We start from the raw sequence: 20,582 nt of genomic DNA, 5'->3' as shown, positions 1-20,582 counted from the left end.
TATTATTGGCGGTGGTACGGGGGGTACTATTCTCGCTAATATCTTAGCTAAAAAATTAAATGATGAAATATTTTCAAAAAAAATAAAAATTACGCTTATTTCAGATAATCCATACCATTATTACAAACCTGCATTTATGTATATTGCATTTAACCTTTTCTTAAAAGAAGAGTTAATGCGATCACAAAGAAGTTTATTAAGACCAGAAATTGAATTTGTTATAGATAAAGCTGAAAGTTTCGATTTTAATAATAAAACAGTTTATTGTTGTTCTAAGAAAAAATATCACTATGATTTTCTGGTATTAGCCACAGGATGTGTTCCTCGTCTTGATAGAATTGAAGGTTTAGCTGAAGCTGGAAATCATTTTTATCAATATGAAGCTGCACGAAAATTAGCAGATAAAATTGCTACCATTGAAAAAGGGCGTGTATTTATCACGGTAACTTTCCCTGAAACGCCAAATGTACCTCACCAATGTGGTATTGCACCAATGGAAACAACCTTGATGCTGGATGAATTTTTACGTCAGCGACGGGTAAGAAGTAATATAGAAATTGTTTATACCTATCCTACCGTAGCTCAACTATTAAGAAATTGTCTTTTTATGCAGCAAGAAGTTTGTGAAGTACTTCCTGCGGTCTTTTCTGAACGAGATATCAAAGCAAAGCGTGGTTTTACATTAAGTCATGTTGATCCTGATAAGAAAATCGCCTATTCGAAAGAAGGAGAAGCAGAGCCTTTTGATATCTTAATGAGCACACCTCCTATAACAGCGGTAGAAGCCATTCGTAATACAGGATTAAGTGAATATAACAATGGTGAAGGCTGGCTACCGACCGACCCTGAAACATTACAGGTATATGGGTTAAATCAAGTTTATGTGTTAGGTGATACGGTTGATTTGCCTATTAGTAAGGCCGGTGGTAGCTGTCATAACCAAGCGGGTGTTATAGCTAATAATATTTGTGGTGAACTGCGTTATGGTTATCCGGCTGCAATTTATGATGGTCGAGTACAAGCTGTTGCCCAAATGGGATTATCAGCGGGTATGCCATTACAGTATGACTATAAACATGATGTTATTCCAACACCTCCAACAAAACTCGGTGGCATGTTACGTAACGGTTATAACCGGGGCTTATATTGGGCAACGGTCAGAGGATTATTGTAGGGGAATAAAATAATGAGTGAAAATAATTTAAGCCCAAATGAAAAACCGTTGTTATCTAATGAAGATAAAATTCATTTAGAACATTTACTAGAAAAAATAAGGCCTTTATTAGCATTAAAGCGCCTAGATAATATTGTTGATTTATTATCCTTAGCCTCAGATACCGTCGATATTATGGATAACGCAACGGTAGAAAAATTGGCGGTTGCTTTTGAAGAAACATTAATTCCGGTTTGGGAATTAACTACGGCCTTTAATATGGCTAAAAAAGAATCTCTTTATCAGGATAAAAAATATACCTTAGGTGCGACTTTTTCATTATTAAAAAATCCTGACACCTTAAAAGGATTAACTATTGTATTAAGGACATTACAAATTATTGGGGAAAATAATCAGAAAATAGAAGTTTAATTAATGTCAAGGAGATATAATGACGCAAAGTAATAAGTGTTTTAATACTCAAGCAATACATTATGGCTACTCTCCGTTAGATTATCAGGGGGCATTGGTGCCTCCTGTTTTTCAAACGTCCACTTTTGCATTTCCCACGGCTCAATATGGTGCTGATTGTTTTGCTGGGAAAGAAAAAGGGCATTTTTATACTCGTATATCTAACCCTACATTGGATTTATTAGAAAAACGATTAGCTCAGTTAGAGCAAGGAGACGCTTCTGTTGTTTTTTCTTCCGGTATGGGAGCTATCACTTCAACATGTTGGTCATTATTGCAGCCAGGAGATGAACTCATTGCTGATATGACCGTTTATGGTTGTACTTTTACTTTCTTTAATCATGGGCTGGCTAAATTTGGTATCACTATCAAACATGTTGATTTAACCGATCCTGAAAAATTAGCAGAAGCAATTACAGATAGAACAAAGCTTATCTTCTTTGAAACACCGGCTAATCCTAATATGCGGGTTAGTGATATTGAAAAGATCGCTAATATTGCGCACCAACATGATGTTTTAGTCATGGTTGATAGTACTTACTGTTCACCTTATTTACAAAAGCCACTAACCTTAGGCGCTGATATTGTCGTACATTCTATGACTAAATATTTATCAGGTCATGGTGATGTGATGGCGGGCGCAATTATCACTAATTATCAATTAGCAGATAAAATTCGCGTTGAGGGCTTAAAAGATATGACGGGGGCTTGTTTATCACCTCATGATGCAGCACTCGTCTTAAGAGGGATAAAAACGCTTAGCATTAGAATGGAAAAAATTTGCCAGAATGCGCAGCGTATTGCGCAATTTCTTGAAAATCATCCTAAGGTGGCAACGATTTCATATCCCGGATTAAACTCTTTTCCTCAATATGAACTTGCCAAAAAGCAGATGGCGTTACCTGGTGGCATGATAAGTATGGAGTTGAATGGTGGAATAAAAGCTGGCAGAGAATTTCTTAATCGCTTAATGCTTTTTACTCGAGCGGTGAGTTTAGGTGATTGTGAATCATTGGCTCAGCATCCTGCGACTATGACTCATGCGACATACAGTGCACAAGAGCGTCAACGCCATGGTATTAGTGATGGATTAATTCGTTTATCAATCGGTCTTGAAGACGTTGATGATTTAATTGCTGATTTAACCCAAGCGCTAGCCTAATTATATTGAGCGCAGATAATGGATAAAGAAAAGGCTGTGAATGACTCACAGCCTTTATTTTTCTTGATAACAGTAGATTATTTCTGCGTTATTCTTGGTTTGATACCAATATAGTAACCAACAGTTAAAATAGCCACCCATACTAACCCAACGATTAATGCCATTCGGGTTGATTCAAAGTAGCCTAAAATTGCTATCACAAATGCCATAAAAATAATGGTAATGGCGGGTGCTATTGGCCAAAATGGTACAGGGAATTTTAGTTTTTTCGCCTCTTCAGCACTCATTTGGCGACGCATAGCCACTTGAGAAAGTAAGATCATTAACCAGACCCATACAGTGGCAAATGTCGCGATAGAGGCAATAAGTACGAAGATTTTTTCTGGGATAAGATAGTTAAGCACAACCCCTAATAATAGCACTACTGACATCACTAATACGGTCATCCAAGGTACACCGTTACGCGTCAGTTTCATAAAGGATTTAGGTGCTTGCCCTTCTTGTGCCATGCCGTACATCATGCGACCAGCACCGAAAATATCACTGTTTATCGCAGAGATAGCGGCGGTGATCACCACAAGATTAAGAATGTTAGCGGCTGAATTGATACCCAGATTGGAAAAAATTTGTACAAATGGACTACCGTTATGGCCAATTTGTTGCCATGGGAAGATGCACATTAAAATAAAAATGGTCAGTACATAGAATAGTAAGATACGAAATGGCACCGCATTGATAGCTTTAGGGATCGTTTTTTCTGGATCTTTAGCTTCACTGGCGGTAATACCAATAACCTCAATACCACCAAAGGCAAACATCACAATGGCGAGTGAGGCAATAATGCCTTCTATACCATTTGGCATAAAGCCACCAAACTCCCATAGGTTAGAAATACCAATTGGATGTTCTGTTTGCTGACCAAAGCCGTAGATCATTATGGCTACACCACCGATAATCATGGCAATAATCGCAGTCACTTTAACGATAGAGAGCCAAAATTCCATTTCACCAAATATCTTCACATGACATAAATTTAAGGCACCAATAAAACAGACTATGCCTAATACCCATATCCATTGGTCGACATCGGGAAACCAAAGTTTCATATAAAAACCAAATGCGGTTACGTCGGCAAGACAAACGATAAGCATTTCAAAAACGTAGTTCCAGCCAGTTAAAAATCCGGCTAATGGTCCCATATAATGGCTAGCATATTGTGAAAAAGAACCCGCCACTGGATGATGGACTGCCATTTCCCCTAATGCGCGCATAACCATAAATACTGCGGCACCACCAATAAGATAAGCAAGAAGTACAGCGGGGCCTGCTTTTTCAATCGCCGCGGCTGAACCATAAAAAAGCCCTGTCCCAATAGCAGAGCCTAGCGCCATGAAACGAATATGCCGCCCTGATAGTCCTCGTGAAAGTTTATTCTCTTTTTGCATCTAAAGTGTTTCCCATCTCTGTCCAACCGAAAAATCGGCTCTCTTTTTTTCAGTGTCTTTTCGCACGTTAGCTATCCAAAACAAAGCATGTACCTTATCATAAAGCCTCTTACGGTGAGACAGTTATCTGTAATAATCATCAGCATTCATTGGATATCAGAGTTTCTTATGCAATACCCCATTAATGAAGTGTTTCAAACCTTGCAAGGTGAAGGTGTTTTTACTGGCGTTCCTGCGCTTTTTGTTCGATTACAGGGATGCCCTGTAGGATGTAGTTGGTGTGATACCAAACATACTTGGGAAAAAGAAGAGAGCAAGAAAGTCCCTCTTGGAGATATTCCCATTAAAACACAAGAAAGTGATACTTGGGGTATAGCCACTGTCGAAGATATTTTATCACTTTTCCGGCAACAACGTTATAGCGCAAAGCATGTGGTGATAACGGGAGGTGAACCTTGCCTTTATGACTTACGGCCGTTGACGGAAGGCTTAGAAAAAGCAGGTTTTGATTGCCAAATAGAAACCAGTGGCACGCATGACATTCTCTGTAGTGAAGCAACATGGGTAACACTTTCGCCGAAAGTCGGTATGCGAGGTGGATTGAATGTTTTATCTAGTGCGATTAATCGTGCCAATGAAATTAAACACCCTGTTGCTCGTGAAAAAGATATCGAAGCACTGGATGATTTACTGCGATTAAGAACTCAACAACCTATGGCAATCGTTGCCTTACAACCAATCAGTTGTAAAGAGAGTGCAACAGCGTTATGTATTAAAACCTGTATTGAGCGTAATTGGCGTTTTTCAATGCAAACACATAAATATTTAAATATCGCCTAGTGTGTCATTTATCGTTAAAAAAAATCAGCCTATGAGTGGCTGATTTTTTTAGGTGAAAATTACTCACCACGATAAATACATCCTGCGGTACATGTCTCTTTAACCATCACGGCGGATAACAGGGGGAGTGATGGTTTAACTTGTTGCCAAATCCATTTTGCCAGTACTTCGCTGGTTGGATTTTCTAACCCTTCAATGTCATTAAGATAATAGTGGTCGAGCCTATCAAGAGTCGGTTTAAATGCGGCTTTCACATCAGCAAAATCAATTAGCCAACCTGACTGCGCATCTACTTCACCAGTGATTTCTAATCTCACTAAAAATGAATGCCCATGTAAACGTCCACATTTATGGCCTTTGGGAACATGGGGTAAGTGGTGCGCAGCTTCAAACTGAAAATCTTTAAAGATGGTGGTTATCATCAAAACTCTCTTGACTTAAATAGTAAAAAAATACAGATAAAACGGTGTCTATTTAGTGTATCTGATTTAGTGTGTTACGCCTAATCGCTTAACCTTAGCGACTTATTATATTCTTTTTCGTTTATTCATTATATCGATAAAGGAAATCGGTAAATAAATTTAGTCTTTAAGGTTATTAGATAGAGCAAACCAGTCTTTAAGTCGTGCTCTGATCGTGCGATACCCTCTTATTCATTAAAAAAGTCCAACCACAATAACAGCACCGATGCAGTGCAATGTTTTTTTAAGGCAGGATCGATGAGCAATCAACCCCCATTATTATCAATGCTTCCATTAACACAGGAGCAATTGAATAAATTACAGGATGTGACGAAAGACTTAACTCCAGCCCAATTTGCTTGGCTTTCTGGCTATTTTTGGGGGCAATTCAATCAGCATTCATCCACTAAAGATGAACTGGTAAGTGTACAAAGTCAGGTTCCCCAACAAGAAACCATCACCGTGATATCAGCATCACAAACTGGCAATGCACGTCGTTTAGCTGAACAATTACGCGATAAATTGGTTGGTAATCAACTTAATGTTGAGCTCTATAGTGCGAGTGAATATAAATTTAAGCAGATCCACAAAACGACAACCTTAATTATTATTACCTCAACACAGGGGGAAGGTGAACCTCCTGAAGAAGCCATCGCATTTTATAAATATTTGCACTCTAAAAAAGCCGCGCCAATGAAGCAAACGGCTTATGCTGTACTGAGTCTCGGCGATAGTAGCTATGAACATTTTTGCCAAGCAGGTAAAGATTTTGATCATCAACTGGCGCAACTTGGCGCGACCAGTCTATTAGAAAGATTAGATGCAGATGTTGATTATCAAGCTGACGCTGATAAATGGATAACTCAGCTGACTGATATTTTAAAAATACGTGTACCTGAGCAAAACACTCAAGTATTGCAACAAACACAATCAGGAACAACCGACAGTGTCGATACCGCACGCTACCATCGTGATGCACCTTTTAGTGCCACTTTATTAACTAATCAGAAGATCACCGGTCGACATTCAGATAAAGATATCCGTCATATTGAAATCAGTCTAGCAGGCTCTGAATTGCAATATCTTCCCGGAGATGCACTAGGAGTATGGTTTAAGAATTCGGAAGAAAAAGTGGATGAGCTTATTACCCTATTATGGTTAACGGGGGATGAGCAGGTAAATGTTAAATCACAAACATTAACGTTAAAAGAAGCATTATTGCATCATGTTGAATTAACTCAAAATAGTGCACCAATTATTAAAGCGTATGCCCAATTATCCCGCCACGAAGAGTTATTATCGCTGGTGGCTGATAAAAGCAAACTTCAGCAATATGCGCAAACCTACCCAATTAATGAAATGGTACGTCAATATAGTGCGCAACCTAATGCTCAAGAGTTTATTGATATATTGCGCCCATTAACTCCACGTCTTTACTCCATCGCTTCATCACAACAAGAAGTTGATGATGAAGTTCATCTTACCTTAGGTGTTGTTCGTTATAACGTCGATCAGCGTGCTTATACAGGAGGTGCCTCAGGGTTCTTAGCTGATCAACTTCAAGAAGGCGATACAGTAAACGTTTTTATTGAACGTAATGATCATTTTCGTTTACCTGAAGATAATCAAGTCCCTGTGATTATGATTGGCCCGGGGACGGGGATTGCGCCTTTTAGAGGGTTTATGCAACAACGTGAAAGTGAAGGTGCGACGGGGAAAAACTGGCTCTTTTTTGGTAATCCTCACTTTGTAGAAGATTTCCTTTATCAAGTGGAATGGCAACGTTATGTCAAAAGCGGGTTGTTAACACGTATTGATTTAGCATGGTCGCGTGATCAAGCCGATAAAATTTATGTGCAAGATAAATTACGGGAACAAGGTCAGGAAATTTGGCAATGGTTACAGCAAGGTGCTTATCTCTACGTTTGTGGTGATGCATCAAGAATGGCTAAAGATGTTGAACAAACATTGTTAGAAATAGTAATGACCCATGGCAATAAAAATATTGAGCAAGCAGATGATTATTTAAGTGAGCTACGTTTAGCACGTCGTTATCAGAGGGATGTTTATTAAAATGAAATCACAAACTCAAGCGCCCTTAGTGGTTGAAGGAAAACTATCTGATAGTGAACGTATGAAAAAAGAGAGTAATTTCTTACGAGGCACTATTAGTGATGATCTACAAAATGGTCTAACCGGTGGTTTTGAGGGCGATAATTTTTTATTAATTCGTTTTCACGGTATGTACCAACAAGATGATAGAGATATTCGTGCCGAGCGTGCCCAACAGCTACTAGAGCCTCGTCATGCCATGATGTTACGTTGTCGTTTACCGGGCGGTGTCATCACACCAAAGCAGTGGCTAAGTATCGATAAGTTTGCTAGTGAAAATACGCTCTATGGCAGTATTCGTATTACTAATCGTCAAACTTTTCAATTTCATGGCATTTTAAAAGGTCATGTTAAACCGGCTCACCAAATGCTAGCGTCAACAGGCCTTGATGCTCTTGCAACCGCCAATGATGTTAATCGAAATGTGCTATGTACCTCAAACCCTGAACAATCTTCATTGCATCAAGAAGCTTATGAATGGGCCAAAAAACTATCCGAGCATTTATTGCCACGCACCCATGCCTATGCAGAAATTTGGTTAGATAAAGAGAAAGTGGCGACAACGGATGAGGAGCCTATTTTAGGTGAAACCTATTTACCTCGGAAATTTAAAACATCGGTGGTGATCCCCCCTTATAACGATGTTGACTTGCATGCCAATGACATGAATTTTATTGCCATCGCAGAAAATGGGCATTTGGTTGGTTTTAATGTGCTAGTCGGTGGTGGCCTTGCGATGACCCATGGTGATAAAAAAACCTTTCCGCGTTTAGCTAGTGAATTTGGTTATATTCCTATTGATAAAACATTAGCAGTCGCTGAAGCGATTGTGACGACGCAACGAGATTGGGGCAATCGTACTGAACGTAAAAATGCCAAAACCAAATACACCTTAGAGCGTGTTGGTATTGAAACATTTAAACAGGAAGTTGAACGTCGCTCAGGCGTTATGTTTGATATGATCCGACCGTATCAATTTACTCACCGTGGTGATCAAATTGGTTGGTTAAAAGGGGTTGATAACAAATGGTATCTAACCTTATTTATTGAAAGTGGTCGATTAATCGATAAACCTAATGCGCCGTTAAAAACGGGGGTTGCTGAAATTGCCAAAGTGCATCTTGGTGACTTTCGTTTAACAGCTAATCAAAATTTGATTGTTGCTGGTGTACCAGAGGCACAGAAAGAGCAGATTGAGGCGATAGCGCGTCAATATGGTTTAATTAATGATGAGGTTACACCGCTGCGTAAACATGCCATGGCGTGTGTTTCATTTCCAACTTGCCCATTAGCCATGGCAGAAGCGGAGCGTTTCCTTCCCGCATTTACCGATACCCTTGATAATATCATGGCTAAATACGGAGTCAGTGATGAGCATATTGTTGTACGTGTAACAGGGTGTCCTAACGGTTGTGGTCGTGCGATGTTGGCGGAAGTCGGATTGGTGGGTAAAGCCCCCGATCGCTATAACTTACATCTAGGAGGAAACCGCATGGGTACTCGCATTCCTAGAATGTATCGTGAAAATATTTCATCACAAGAAATCATTGAAATTCTTGATACTTTAATTGGTCAGTGGGCTATTTCACGTGAATTAAATGAAGGTTTTGGTGATTTTCTTATTCGCACTGATGTTATCAAACCCGTTGTTAATTCAGCCATTGATTTTTATGAAGTGCAGGAGGTGATATGAGTCGATTATCACTTTCTCAGTTGGTGTTGCTATCGATTGAAGAGCAGCGACTGGCGCTTGATGAAATCAACCAACAATTAGAGCAAAAAACGGCGATAGAGCGGGTGATTTGGGCTTTAGAACATCTTCCTAACCAGTTTGTTTTAAGCTCAAGTTTTGGTATTCAAGCGGCAGTTTGTTTGCATTTGCTTACCAGACAATACCCCGATATACCTGTAATTTTGACAGACACAGGTTATCTCTTTCCCGAAACATATCAATTTATTGATGAATTAACCTCTTCACTACAACTTAATTTAAAAGTATATCGCGCTGAAATATCTTCATCTTGGCAAGAAGCACGCTATGGCAAGCTTTGGTTGCAAGGGATTGAAGGTATCGAACGTTATAACCAAATAAATAAAGTTGCGCCAATGGAAAAGGCATTAAAGGAGTTACAGGCGAAGACATGGTTTGCAGGGCTACGACGCCAGCAATCCAAAAGTCGAGAGCATTTACCTGTTTTATCCATAGCGAAAGGTATTTTTAAGTTACTACCGATAGTCGATTGGGATAATAAACAAATTTATCAATATCTTAAACAGCATAATTTACCTTACCATCCATTATGGGAACAAGGTTATCTGTCTGTGGGTGATACCCATACGACACGCAAATGGCAAGAGGGAATGAGTGAAGAAGAGACGCGATTCTTTGGCTTAAAACGTGAGTGTGGATTACACGAATAATATTATTATTCATTATTAATATCGCTATTTATTTTGAGTGGGCAATAGAGTCATCTGTTGCCCTCTTTGTCGTGAGTAAAATAATAACCATTTGAAATTATTATATTTTTGCTTATTCCTTTCTGTTCCATCACATAGCTTTTTGTCATTTCATAACCCCGAATGCACCTTTTATAGTCGTTATTCATATAAGTAAACAATAAAAATGTGAGATACGCGTATGGATTACCTACCCTTATTTGTGGAATTAAAACAGCGCCCAGTATTACTGGTTGGCGGTGGGCATGTCGCTGCGCGTAAAGCCGTACTGTTATTAAAAGCGGGCGCTCGGTTACGTGTTATCGCGCCACAGTTATGTGATGAATTGCATCTTGCTTATCAGCAAAATCAAATTGAGTGGATTGCAGGGCAATATCAGTCAGAGTATTTACTTGGCATGATGTTGGTGATCGTGGCAACAGACGATAAGGTATTAAATCAACAAGTGTATCTAGATGTGCAAGCACGCCACATTTTTGTCAATGTCGTCGACTCTCAACCCCAATGCTCTTTTATCTTTCCTGCCATTATCGATAGAAATCCGATATTAATTGCTATTTCATCAGCGGGCAAAGCCCCTGTTTTAGTTCGTATGATACGGGAAAAGCTAGAGGCATTATTGCCTACCTCATTAGGGACTATGGCGACTATTGCGGGGAAATGGCGCAATAAAGTGAAACAAAAACTGACTGGTTTTCAAGCACGTTGCCGCTTTTGGGAGCAAGCGTTTAGTGGCAAATTTGCCTCATTAGTGGCAAGTGGTCAATTAATACAAGCGCAAGCACAGCTTGAACAACAACTGTCTCATCCAGATAGCCCACAAGGTGAGCTTGCTTTAGTGGGGGCTGGGCCGGGTGATGCCGGATTATTAACCTTACGAGGTTTGCAAGTTATTCAGCAGGCCGAGGTGGTACTTTATGACAGTTTAGTCAGTGCAGACATCTTAGAACTGGTGCGCCGTGATGCTGATAGAATTTGTGTGGGTAAAAGAGCGGGGCAACACAGTACGTTGCAAGAAGAAATCAATCAATTGATCGTGAAATATACTCAGCTTGGTAAACGAGTTGTCAGACTAAAAGGGGGCGATCCTTTTATTTTTGGACGCGGAGGAGAAGAGCTTGAAATTGCGGTACAACATGGCATTCCTTTTCAAGTTGTTCCCGGTGTTACCGCAGCTAGTGGGGCCAGTGCTTATGCGGGTATTCCATTAACTCATCGTAACTATGCGCAAAGTGTCACTTTTATGACTGGGCATTGCCAATCAGGGGGGATAGAGCCAGATTGGCAAGCTTTAGCGCAAGCTAATCATACGTTAGCAATTTATATGGGAACGACGAAAGCAGAACTTATTAGCCAGCGTTTAATAGAGCAAGGTCGTTCACCACTCACCCCTATTGCGGTCATTAGTTGCGCTACACGCCATGATCAACAGATCTTAACGGGAAATTTAACACAATTAGCGCAATTAGCTAAGCAAGCTCCCACCCCGGCATTATTAATCGTTGGAGAAGTTGCTGCATTACATCACCAACTTGCGTGGTTTGGTGATAGACAAACTCAACATACCTCTGCCATCCACTCATCTTTGGTTCATTTTGCCTAAACGAGGTTGTTATGAATGAAACACAATTAACCCATCTTCAGCAATTAGAAGCAGAAAGCATTTATATACTGCGTGAAGTTGTCGCTGAATTTGAAAATCCCGTCATGCTTTACTCAATAGGCAAAGATTCTTCGGTGATGTTACATCTAGCGCGTAAGGCTTTTTATCCGGCGAAATTACCTTTTCCTCTTTTACATGTTGATACGGGTTGGAAATTTCGCGAGATGTATGAGTTTCGCGATAAAACGGCCAAAGAGTATGGTTTTGATCTCAAAGTTTATCGTAATCCCCAAGGGGCACAATTGGGGATCAATCCCTTTATTCATGGTAGCGCCAAGCATACAGATATCATGAAAACAGAAGGTCTTAAGCAAGCTCTGGATAAATATGGTTTTGATGCCGCATTTGGTGGGGCGCGTCGTGATGAAGAAAAATCGCGTGCTAAAGAGCGTATTTACTCATTTAGAGATAGATCTCATCGTTGGGATCCGAAAAATCAACGTCCAGAATTATGGCAAAACTACAACGGCCAAATTAATAAAGGGGAAAGTATTCGCGTTTTTCCATTATCAAATTGGACGGAGCTAGATATTTGGCAATATATCTATTTAGAAAACATCGATATTGTGCCGCTCTATTTTGCTAAACACCGTCCAGTTATTGAGCGGGATGGTACCTTGATTATGGTTGACGATGATCGAATAGACCTAAAAGCTGGAGAGGTGATCACACAACAAAAAGTACGCTTTAGAACATTAGGTTGCTGGCCATTAACGGGTGCTATTCCTTCACAAGCAGACACATTACCCGCCATTATTGAAGAGATGTTAATTTCCACCAGTAGTGAGCGACAAGGGCGTTTAATTGACAGTGATCAGTCTGCTTCAATGGAACTTAAAAAACGTCAGGGTTATTTTTAATAGGAGTCACTATGGGACTTGCAGCCATCAAAACCAACCAACTGATCGCCGGTGAAATAGCACAATCAGGTGGTGTAGAAAATTATTTAAAAACACAACAGAACAAAGGGTTATTACGTTTTTTAACCTGTGGCAATGTTGATGACGGAAAAAGCACCTTAATTGGTCGCTTACTTCATGATACGCGGCAGATCTACGAAGATCAGCTCTCCACCTTACAAAACGAAAGTAAAAAGATTGGTACTCAAGGTGAAAAATTAGATCTCGCTTTGCTGGTGGACGGTTTAGCGGCTGAACGAGAGCAAGGGATCACTATTGATGTAGCTTATCGCTATTTTTCAACAGCCAAACGAAAATTTATTATTGCCGATACGCCGGGACATGCACAATATACCCGCAATATGGCGACAGGAGCATCAACGAGTACGCTTTCTATTCTGCTGATCGATGCTCGAAAAGGGGTACAAGAGCAAACTCGCCGCCATAGTTTTATTAGCACACTCCTTGGGATCCGTCACTTAGTGGTCGCGATTAATAAAATGGATCTACTTGATTATCAACAAGAGATCTTTGAGTCGATCCAACAAGATTACCTGCACTTTGCACAACAATTACCGCGCGATCTCACTATCGAATTTGTGCCTATCTCTGCACTGGAGGGGGATAATGTGGTATCTCCTTCATTAAATATGCCTTGGTATACAGGAAAAACACTGTTGGCATTACTTGAAGATGCGCCGGTTAAATTTAAATTAGGGGCTAAATCTCAAAGATTGCGTTTTCCTGTACAGTATGTGAATCGTCCTGATTTAGATTTTAGAGGCTACAGTGGCACAGTTTCATCAGGCTCTCTTTATCAAGGACAACAAATCAAAGTATTACCCTCAGGACAGCGTTCAACCATTAAACGTATTGTGACTTTTGATGGCGATCTGACTCAGGCGCAAGTGGGGCAAGCGATTACACTGGTGCTAGCGGATGAAATCGATATTAGTCGTGGCGACATTATTGTTGATGCTAACGATACCACTGCTAATGTTAGCAATCATGCGTTGGTGGATATCGTATGGATGTCAGAACAACCGTTAGTACAGGGGCAAACCCTTGATATCAAAGTAGCGGGCAAAAAAAGTCGTGCCAAAATAGAGAATATTCACTATCAAGTTGATGTGGATAAGCTCACTCAACAAGTGACCGAAAGTTTAGCGCTAAATGCCATTGGGCATGTTGAAGTATTATTTGAAGAGCCATTGGTGCTGGATAACTATCAACTTAATGCACAAACAGGGGGGCTTATTTTTATTGATAGATTAAGCAATGTCACGGTGGGTGCTGGTCTTATTCGAGAAATTCGCGACAACGAGCAACCCACAACTTCCCAATACGATGCATTTGAAATTGAACTCAATCAGTTGATCCGCCGCCATTTTCCGCATTGGGGCGCAAGAGACTTACTGGGAGGAAAATAGTGACGATACATCAAAATATTGTCTGGCATCCTCATCAAATAGGGTTAAAAGAGCGTGAAGCACAACAGGTACACAAAGGATGTGTACTTTGGTTTACTGGGTTATCTGGCTCAGGTAAATCAACACTGGCTGATGCGCTAGAGCAAACCTTATATCAGTACTCGACACTCCATGCGCCTATCCGCACCTATTTATTAGATGGTGATAATCTACGCCATGGTTTATGCCATGATCTTGGGTTTAGTGAACAAGATAGGCATGAAAATATTCGCCGTGTAGGGGAAGTGGCTAAATTAATGGTTGATGCCGGATTAATTGTCTTAACAGCATTTATTTCTCCTTATCAGCAAGATAGACAACAAGTAAGAGAAAGGTTTACTCAAGGGCGATTTATTGAGATCTTTGTTGATACACCTCTAGCCCTTTGTGAAGCACGTGATCCTAAAGGCCTCTATCAAAAAGCACGACGAGGAGAGATCAAACAGTTTTCCGGCATTGATTCACCTTATGAACGACCCATTGCGCCAGAAATTCATTTAGACGGCTCACTCGCGATTAATGAGCTTACACAACAAATCCTCGCTTATTTACAGCAACAACAAATTTACCGCTAATCATATCTCTACATCATTTTCTCTTATCTGGGAAAATATGTAGGGATAGAAGGGGTTTTTTAATAAACTGATTTGGCGGCAAATACAGTGTAAATACCACTTCTTTACTCACCACTCCAGTAGATAAAAACGCGCTTTTAAGCATATAACTTATACTTTATCTGAAAAATAGCGTGATTGTTTATGTTAAGGGTGGGGGGAATACGAATATTCATGTAATATATCTGCGCGCTTTTGTGGCGCAGATGGGAGAGTTGTGGGATGATTAGCCCATTCATTTTGGGGGTGGTAATGGGGAAATTAACAGTCTTACTTCTGATCTTACTTGGTTTTCTACAATATTCATTGTGGTTAGGTAAAAATGGTATTCATGATTACAACAAAGTAAGTCAAGAAGTTGAATCTGCATTAGCGCAAAACGCACAATTAAAGTCGCGTAATGATCGCTTATTTGCGGAGATTGATGACCTCAATGGCGGGCAAGAAGCATTAGATGAGCGTGCTCGTAGTGAACTTGGCATGATAAAGCCTAATGAAAGCTTTTATCGTATTGTTAATGATAAATCCCAACCACGTCGTTAATTTGTTGAATTAATAGTGTGCCTTGATATAAATACTATAATGAATATACCAAACTCTACTTTTCCTATTGTGGCGGTTATTCCCGCTGCCGGCATAGGTAGTCGAATGCAAGCAACCTGCCCGAAGCAATACCTTAAAATTGGCAGATTGACTATCCTTGAACATACTATTAATGCGCTATTAAAACATCCACGCATTTCGCAAATTATTGTCGCAATTAACCCAGAAGATGACTATTTTTATCACCTAGCCCTTGCTAAAGATAAACGAATTATTGTCGTTAAAGGAGGGGGACAACGTGCTGATTCGGTATTATCAGGGCTTCGCTATATTACAGAACATCTTGCGCAAAATACATGGGCGCTAGTTCATGATGCGGCAAGACCTTGCCTGTCCTTTAGTGATTTGGATAATCTTATTCAACTCATTGATGATAACCATCTTGATCCTCAATTTTGTGGCGGGATCTTAGCCTCTCCTGTGCGTGATACGATGAAACGTAGTCATCAACAAGATAACCATATTGAAAAAACAGTGGCAAGAGACACGCTATGGCATGCTTTAACGCCACAATTTTTCCCAGCGGCCTTGTTAAAACAAAATCTTGAAAACGCATTGGCACAAAACGTACCCATTACTGATGAAGCATCTGCGATGGAATTTGGTGGATATGAACCCTTATTAGTTAAAGGCCGTGCGGATAATATAAAAGTCACACAACCAGAAGACTTGGCTCTTGCAGAATTTTTCCTCTCTCGACAAATTACCAGCATAAGGAACACATAATATGAGAATTGGACACGGTTATGATGTACATAAATTTGGCGGAGAAGGCCCAATTATTATTGGTGGTGTGAGAATTCCTTATGAACAAGGTCTCCTAGCCCATTCAGATGGTGATGTGGTACTACATGCGGTGACAGATGCCATTTTAGGTGCTGTTGCGATGGGCGATATTGGTACATTATTTCCTGATACAGATCCGGCTTATAAAGGTGCGGATAGCCGAGTATTATTGCGCGAAGCTTTTTCAAGAGTGATGGCTAAAGGTTACCGTATTGGTAATCTTGATGTCACTATTATTGCTCAGGCACCTAAAATGCTACCTCATACTCCACAAATGCGTGTCAATATTGCTGAAGATCTCCATTGTCATGTCGATGATATCAATGTTAAAGCGACCACTACTGAGAAATTAGGTTTTGTAGGACGCAAAGAAGGTATCGCTTGTGAAGCGGTGGTGTTATTAATCAAAGAGTCTTTATCTTAATGAGTGATTTACCAGAACTTCATTGGCTACATGGCAAACCGACAGCGACAGGGCGATTAAAATCGACACCAGAAGATTTTAAGGTCAGCGAAGATCTCGGCTTTACCTTAGATGGTGAAGGCGAACACGTGATGGTTAGAGTCAGAAAAACAGGTTGTAATACGGCTTTTGTGGCTGAAAAGTTAGCTAAATTTGCCGGTATTCATCCTCGAGATGCTAGTTATGCTGGGCTCAAAGACAGAAATGCGGTTACGGAACAATGGTTTTGTTTACGTATGCCGGGTAAAGAGATGCCCGACTTTAGTCAATTTACGTTAGAAGGTTGCGAAATATTAACAACCACCCGCCAGCAACGTAAGCTACGAATTGGTACATTAAAAGGGAACCATTTCACCTTAGTATTACGTGATATCTCCGATGTGACATCGGTGGAAACTCGTCTAGTAGAGATACAAAAACAAGGGGTTCCTAACTATTTTGGTGTGCAACGCTTTGGTCGTAATGGCGACAATTTACGCCAAGCATGGCGTTGGGCAACCAATGAAATTCGGGTAAAAGAGCGTAGCAAACGTAGCTTTTATCTCTCTGCTGCACGTAGTGCGATGTTTAATCATCTGGTGAGCCAACGACTTGAGCGTCATATTTATACTCAAGTGCTTTGTGGTGATGCGATGCAATTGCACGGTAAAAGAAGTTGGTTTGTGGCAGAAGAAGCGGAACTTGCCCAAACACAAACACGCTATGAAGAGCATGATATACATATTACCGCTCCATTGCCGGGTAAAGGTGACTTAGGTACACAAGCTCAAGCACTGATATTTGAAACCGACAACTTAGCTGACTACGAAGCATTATGGTCATTAGCGCAACAAGAGCGAGTTGATACCACTCGCCGTGCGATTAATTTGCTACCAGAAAATATGTCATGGCATTGGCTAGATGATACTACGGTTTCTTTATCGTTCTTTTTGCCAGCAGGAAGTTTTGCCACTAGCGTTGTCCGTGAATTGATATTATTAGGGAATATTGATGCTGAAAATATTAGTGAGTAATGACGATGGTGTTATGGCAAAAGGGATACAGACACTCGCAAAAGCCTTACGCCAGCGTTATGATGTACAAATTGTCGCACCGGATCGCAATCGTAGTGCAGCATCCAATTCATTAACTATTGATAGACCGTTACGTAAACAGCGACATGAAAATGGTGATATTGCGATAGTTGAAGGTACACCCACGGATTGTGTCTATCTCGGTGTTAATCATCTCGTCAGACCGCGTCCAGATATTGTGGTGTCTGGCATTAATCATGGTCCTAATTTAGGGGATGATGTGCTTTACTCAGGTACGGTTGCTGCCGCTACTGAGGGCCGGTTCTTAGGTTTACCTGCGATTGCGGTATCACTTGATGGCGAAACGCATTTTGACACCGCAGCCCAAGTGACTTGTGATGTTTTAGCTATGCTACAACGAGTACCTTTAAGAGCTGGGAATATTTTAAATATTAATGTGCCTGATATTCCGTTAGCGGAGATCAAAGGTTTTCGTATAACACGTTGTGGAAGTCGTCATGCTTCACAACATGTTTATACACAAACAGATCCAAAAGGAAATACCCTTTATTGGATCGGGCCTCCTGGCGAAAAAAATGATGTGGGGCCGGATACAGATTTTGCAGCGGTTGATGCAGGTTATGTTTCCATCACACCATTACATGTTGATTCAACAGCGTATAAAGCGCTTGAGTTATTAAAAGATTGGTTAAATAAAGCAGAGGTCGAAAAAACATGTTAAGTCGGTCAATGAAAGACTTACTGACAATGTTAAAACAACACGGCATCAATGATGAGCGTCTGTTGGAAGCTATGAGCAAAGTACCCCGAGAGCTATTTATTGATGAAGCGCTCTCCCATAAGGCTTATGAAAATACGGCTTTACCTATTGGTAATGGTCAAACTATTTCACAGCCTTATATTGTTGCTAAAATGACATCACTGCTTGAATTACAAGCAACGGATTCTGTGTTAGAGATTGGCACAGGCTCTGGTTATCAAACTGCAGTATTAGCAAACTTAGTGCATCATGTCAGTTCAGTTGAACGGATAAAAATATTGCAGTGGCAGGCAAAACGACGCTTTAAACACCTTGATTTACATAATATATCGACTCGTCATGGCGATGGTTGGGAAGGTTGGGTATCAAAAGGCCCCTTTAATGCTATTATTGTTACTGCCTGTGCAACAGAAGTACCGCAACGACTCTTGATGCAATTAGCTGATGGTGGCAGGATGATCATTCCTGTCGGTGAACAGCAGCAGATGCTTAAGTTTATTCGTCGTTTAGGTAATGATTTTCACTATCAATCTATCGAGGCTGTACGCTTTGTCCCCCTAATTGCGGGTGAGTTAGCATAACTTCCAGATAAATCTGACCATTTTTTATTACTGCTTTTTTGTAGCTTGTCGTAATCTGCACTAATAAATGAAATATTTTCAAAAAATTGCAGTCTCTTTGTGTTACTCAACAAATTGCTAGACGCTAATGCCTTTTAAAAGGGAGAAGGAAGTATGAATTCAGAAAGCCCAATTAAGCATGTCCGCTGGGCAATCATGTGTTCGGTAATCGGATTTGCATTAACAGGCTGTGCCGACACGCCTTATCGTCCTGCACCGATAACCTCTGTCAATGATAGTTCGTCAAATCGTACCGTTTCTACATCACCTGTTACAACTAACAGTAATGCAGGAGTGGCAACACCTATTGAAAGAGGTTCAACCCCGTTACAAACAACGCCTCCTCCTTCTATTAGAGTGAATAACACAACCGCGCAGCCTCAAAGCCAGCCTCGTACGCAAAATGTTACCCCTCAAAATGTCAATACGGATGGTAGCGGACGCATTGTGTATAACCGTAATTATGACAATATCCCTAAAGGGAATTACAGCGGTAACACTTATACGGTTAAACGTGGCGATACAATGTTTTATATTGCGTGGATCACGGATAGTGATGTAAAAGATTTGGCCTCAATGAACAATATTCCAGAGCCATATAGCTTAAATGTTGGACAAGTACTTAAGATTGGTAACCGTCAAGTTAATACCGGTACCAATACCAATGTAAATACTTCAGTAATTAATAAACCAAGTAGTGAAGGCGTTCAGACGGCACAAACTAAGCCGTCAAATAATAATAGCTCAATGGGGCCGTTGATCACGAAACCAACAACAACGACACCGCCAAAGACAACGACTTCGACACCAACAACTTCGGCAACAACCAGTAATAACACAACGGCAACCTCTAAACCTGCAGCCGCAACAGGTAAATGGGTATGGCCAGCACAAGGTAAAATTATTGAGAGCTACTCAAATGCACCTGGTGGTAATAAAGGTATTGATATTAGTGGTACACGAGGCTCACCCATTGTGGCAACAGCCGCAGGTAAAGTGGTTTATGCAGGGAGCGCATTACGAGGTTATGGTAATTTAGTTATCATTAAACATAATGATGAATATCTCAGTGCTTATGCTCATAACGATACAATCTTGGTACGTGAACAGCAAAATGTAAATGCAGGACAGCAAATTGCGACCATGGGAAGTACTGGTACTAGTTCTGTTCGATTACACTTTGAGATCCGTTATAAAGAAAAATCACTTAACCCAATGAGCTATTTACCTAAAAGATAAATAAACGCTTAACGTTGTTAGTGAATAATCTGAAAATTAAGCCCTTTTGTTAATATTAACAAAAGGGCTTTTTTAGTTATTAAATTAATTAAAACCTTGAAAATAAATTTCTTTCACTAAGTAAGATTGCTTAGTTAGAACGTAAGCAAAATGAGATATTTCTGTCAAATTATAGATAAGATTAAATTAGACTGTTGATTATCGAACAATGAATGAGTATGCTAAAAAACGTTAGTTAAAAGTATGAATAAAAATCTAATGTATTCAAAGATAGTGTATTGAATTAACTTATTGTTTTTATTATAGGTTTGTTTTTTGTCTTATCTTT

20 protein-coding genes are annotated in these 20,582 nt (G+C 40.1%); 18 read left to right on the top strand and 2 right to left on the bottom strand.

Annotated elements, in window-relative coordinates; translation table 11 throughout:
- The first annotated feature begins 1 nt into the window (after position 1).
- From AACU95_RS17525 to AACU95_RS17515, 3 genes are read left to right on the top strand one after another with little or no spacing between them, the layout of a single operon-like run.
- Positions 2–1,174 carry an NAD(P)/FAD-dependent oxidoreductase gene (locus AACU95_RS17525; RefSeq protein WP_337247534.1) on the top strand — a complete coding sequence of 391 codons (1,173 nt, stop codon included), beginning with the start codon at positions 2–4 and terminating at the stop codon, positions 1,172–1,174.
- A gap of 12 nt (positions 1,175–1,186) precedes the next feature.
- The gene (locus tag AACU95_RS17520; RefSeq protein ID WP_004248702.1) at positions 1,187–1,585 is read left to right on the top strand and encodes a hypothetical protein; all 399 of its coding nucleotides are present in this window, start codon (positions 1,187–1,189) and stop codon (positions 1,583–1,585) included.
- Between the two features lie 19 nt (positions 1,586–1,604).
- A complete protein-coding gene (locus AACU95_RS17515) occupies positions 1,605–2,786 on the top strand; it encodes a methionine gamma-lyase (protein WP_004244365.1) in 1,182 nt (393 codons plus the stop codon).
- Between the two features lie 77 nt (positions 2,787–2,863).
- Here the strand turns inward: AACU95_RS17515 and AACU95_RS17510 are convergent, their stop codons facing one another.
- Positions 2,864–4,231, bottom strand: coding sequence for an amino acid permease (locus tag AACU95_RS17510; RefSeq protein ID WP_004248701.1), 1,368 nt, complete (start codon positions 4,229–4,231; stop codon positions 2,864–2,866).
- A 168-nt stretch (positions 4,232–4,399) separates the two neighbouring features.
- Between AACU95_RS17510 and queE the strand changes: the two genes are divergently transcribed.
- The gene (queE, locus tag AACU95_RS17505) at positions 4,400–5,071 is read left to right on the top strand and encodes a 7-carboxy-7-deazaguanine synthase QueE (protein ID WP_004250261.1); all 672 of its coding nucleotides are present in this window, start codon (positions 4,400–4,402) and stop codon (positions 5,069–5,071) included.
- A gap of 59 nt (positions 5,072–5,130) precedes the next feature.
- Here queE and queD read toward each other — a convergent pair whose 3' ends face one another.
- The gene (gene queD, locus AACU95_RS17500; RefSeq protein WP_168713146.1) at positions 5,131–5,496 is read right to left on the bottom strand and encodes a 6-carboxytetrahydropterin synthase QueD; all 366 of its coding nucleotides are present in this window, start codon (positions 5,494–5,496) and stop codon (positions 5,131–5,133) included.
- Between the two features lie 294 nt (positions 5,497–5,790).
- Here queD and cysJ point away from each other — a divergent pair, with 294 nt between their 5' ends.
- The 14 genes from cysJ to nlpD all read left to right on the top strand — a co-directional run bounded on the left by cysJ (position 5,791) and on the right by nlpD (position 20,254).
- Positions 5,791–7,605, top strand: coding sequence for an NADPH-dependent assimilatory sulfite reductase flavoprotein subunit (gene cysJ, locus AACU95_RS17495; RefSeq protein WP_017627871.1), 1,815 nt, complete (start codon positions 5,791–5,793; stop codon positions 7,603–7,605).
- Position 7,606: 1 nt separating this feature from the next.
- The gene (gene cysI, locus AACU95_RS17490; RefSeq protein ID WP_004248698.1) at positions 7,607–9,337 is read left to right on the top strand and encodes an assimilatory sulfite reductase (NADPH) hemoprotein subunit; all 1,731 of its coding nucleotides are present in this window, start codon (positions 7,607–7,609) and stop codon (positions 9,335–9,337) included.
- A complete protein-coding gene (locus tag AACU95_RS17485) occupies positions 9,334–10,065 on the top strand; it encodes a phosphoadenylyl-sulfate reductase (RefSeq protein WP_012368298.1) in 732 nt (243 codons plus the stop codon). The genes cysI and AACU95_RS17485 overlap by 4 nt, the downstream gene beginning before the upstream one ends.
- Before the next feature lie 220 nt (positions 10,066–10,285).
- The gene (gene cysG, locus AACU95_RS17480) at positions 10,286–11,707 is read left to right on the top strand and encodes a siroheme synthase CysG (protein WP_017627873.1); all 1,422 of its coding nucleotides are present in this window, start codon (positions 10,286–10,288) and stop codon (positions 11,705–11,707) included.
- Positions 11,708–11,718: 11 nt separating this feature from the next.
- Positions 11,719–12,627, top strand: a complete 909-nt coding sequence (gene cysD / locus AACU95_RS17475) for a sulfate adenylyltransferase subunit CysD (protein WP_004244356.1) — start codon at positions 11,719–11,721, stop codon at positions 12,625–12,627.
- 11 nt (positions 12,628–12,638) lie between these two features.
- Complete coding sequence (gene cysN / locus AACU95_RS17470) at positions 12,639–14,096, top strand: sulfate adenylyltransferase subunit CysN (protein WP_036895543.1); 1,458 nt, start codon at positions 12,639–12,641, stop codon at positions 14,094–14,096.
- Complete coding sequence (gene cysC / locus AACU95_RS17465; RefSeq protein ID WP_036970346.1) at positions 14,096–14,710, top strand: adenylyl-sulfate kinase; 615 nt, start codon at positions 14,096–14,098, stop codon at positions 14,708–14,710. Before cysN ends, cysC begins: the two co-directional genes overlap by 1 nt.
- A gap of 291 nt (positions 14,711–15,001) precedes the next feature.
- Positions 15,002–15,292, top strand: a complete 291-nt coding sequence (ftsB, locus tag AACU95_RS17460) for a cell division protein FtsB (protein WP_026090399.1) — start codon at positions 15,002–15,004, stop codon at positions 15,290–15,292.
- Positions 15,293–15,331: 39 nt separating this feature from the next.
- Positions 15,332–16,078, top strand: a complete 747-nt coding sequence (gene ispD / locus AACU95_RS17455; RefSeq protein WP_004244352.1) for a 2-C-methyl-D-erythritol 4-phosphate cytidylyltransferase — start codon at positions 15,332–15,334, stop codon at positions 16,076–16,078.
- A 1-nt stretch (position 16,079) separates the two neighbouring features.
- The gene (gene ispF / locus AACU95_RS17450) at positions 16,080–16,562 is read left to right on the top strand and encodes a 2-C-methyl-D-erythritol 2,4-cyclodiphosphate synthase (protein WP_004248690.1); all 483 of its coding nucleotides are present in this window, start codon (positions 16,080–16,082) and stop codon (positions 16,560–16,562) included.
- On the top strand, positions 16,562–17,614 hold the full coding sequence (gene truD / locus AACU95_RS17445; protein WP_004248688.1) for a tRNA pseudouridine(13) synthase TruD: 1,053 nt from the start codon (positions 16,562–16,564) through the stop codon (positions 17,612–17,614). The genes ispF and truD overlap by 1 nt, the downstream gene beginning before the upstream one ends.
- On the top strand, positions 17,592–18,356 hold the full coding sequence (surE, locus tag AACU95_RS17440; RefSeq protein ID WP_004244347.1) for a 5'/3'-nucleotidase SurE: 765 nt from the start codon (positions 17,592–17,594) through the stop codon (positions 18,354–18,356). The genes truD and surE overlap by 23 nt, the downstream gene beginning before the upstream one ends.
- Positions 18,350–18,976, top strand: coding sequence for a protein-L-isoaspartate(D-aspartate) O-methyltransferase (locus AACU95_RS17435; protein ID WP_004244345.1), 627 nt, complete (start codon positions 18,350–18,352; stop codon positions 18,974–18,976). The genes surE and AACU95_RS17435 overlap by 7 nt, the downstream gene beginning before the upstream one ends.
- Before the next feature lie 153 nt (positions 18,977–19,129).
- Positions 19,130–20,254, top strand: coding sequence for a murein hydrolase activator NlpD (nlpD, locus tag AACU95_RS17430; RefSeq protein WP_004244344.1), 1,125 nt, complete (start codon positions 19,130–19,132; stop codon positions 20,252–20,254).
- Positions 20,255–20,582 lie beyond the last annotated feature (328 nt).

Origin of the sequence: Proteus sp. G4415, assembly GCF_963896075.1 — a bacterium.
In the GTDB taxonomy this organism is placed as follows: domain Bacteria; phylum Pseudomonadota; class Gammaproteobacteria; order Enterobacterales; family Enterobacteriaceae; genus Proteus; species Proteus mirabilis.
This window is presented reverse-complemented; position numbering and strand designations above follow the sequence as displayed.

Coding starts and splice junctions, on each gene's coding strand:
- AACU95_RS17520 (WP_004248702.1), top strand. CDS start 1,187: ATGAGTGAAAATAATTTAAGCCCAAATGAAAAACCGTTGTTATCTAAT.
- AACU95_RS17515 (WP_004244365.1), top strand. CDS start 1,605: ATGACGCAAAGTAATAAGTGTTTTAATACTCAAGCAATACATTATGGC.
- AACU95_RS17510 (WP_004248701.1), bottom strand. CDS start 4,231: ATGCAAAAAGAGAATAAACTTTCACGAGGACTATCAGGGCGGCATATT.
- queE (WP_004250261.1), top strand. CDS start 4,400: ATGCAATACCCCATTAATGAAGTGTTTCAAACCTTGCAAGGTGAAGGT.
- cysJ (WP_017627871.1), top strand. CDS start 5,791: ATGAGCAATCAACCCCCATTATTATCAATGCTTCCATTAACACAGGAG.
- cysI (WP_004248698.1), top strand. CDS start 7,607: ATGAAATCACAAACTCAAGCGCCCTTAGTGGTTGAAGGAAAACTATCT.
- AACU95_RS17485 (WP_012368298.1), top strand. CDS start 9,334: ATGAGTCGATTATCACTTTCTCAGTTGGTGTTGCTATCGATTGAAGAG.
- cysG (WP_017627873.1), top strand. CDS start 10,286: ATGGATTACCTACCCTTATTTGTGGAATTAAAACAGCGCCCAGTATTA.
- cysD (WP_004244356.1), top strand. CDS start 11,719: ATGAATGAAACACAATTAACCCATCTTCAGCAATTAGAAGCAGAAAGC.
- cysN (WP_036895543.1), top strand. CDS start 12,639: ATGGGACTTGCAGCCATCAAAACCAACCAACTGATCGCCGGTGAAATA.
- ftsB (WP_026090399.1), top strand. CDS start 15,002: ATGGGGAAATTAACAGTCTTACTTCTGATCTTACTTGGTTTTCTACAA.
- ispD (WP_004244352.1), top strand. CDS start 15,332: ATGAATATACCAAACTCTACTTTTCCTATTGTGGCGGTTATTCCCGCT.
- ispF (WP_004248690.1), top strand. CDS start 16,080: ATGAGAATTGGACACGGTTATGATGTACATAAATTTGGCGGAGAAGGC.
- truD (WP_004248688.1), top strand. CDS start 16,562: ATGAGTGATTTACCAGAACTTCATTGGCTACATGGCAAACCGACAGCG.
- surE (WP_004244347.1), top strand. CDS start 17,592: ATGCTGAAAATATTAGTGAGTAATGACGATGGTGTTATGGCAAAAGGG.
- AACU95_RS17435 (WP_004244345.1), top strand. CDS start 18,350: ATGTTAAGTCGGTCAATGAAAGACTTACTGACAATGTTAAAACAACAC.
- nlpD (WP_004244344.1), top strand. CDS start 19,130: ATGAATTCAGAAAGCCCAATTAAGCATGTCCGCTGGGCAATCATGTGT.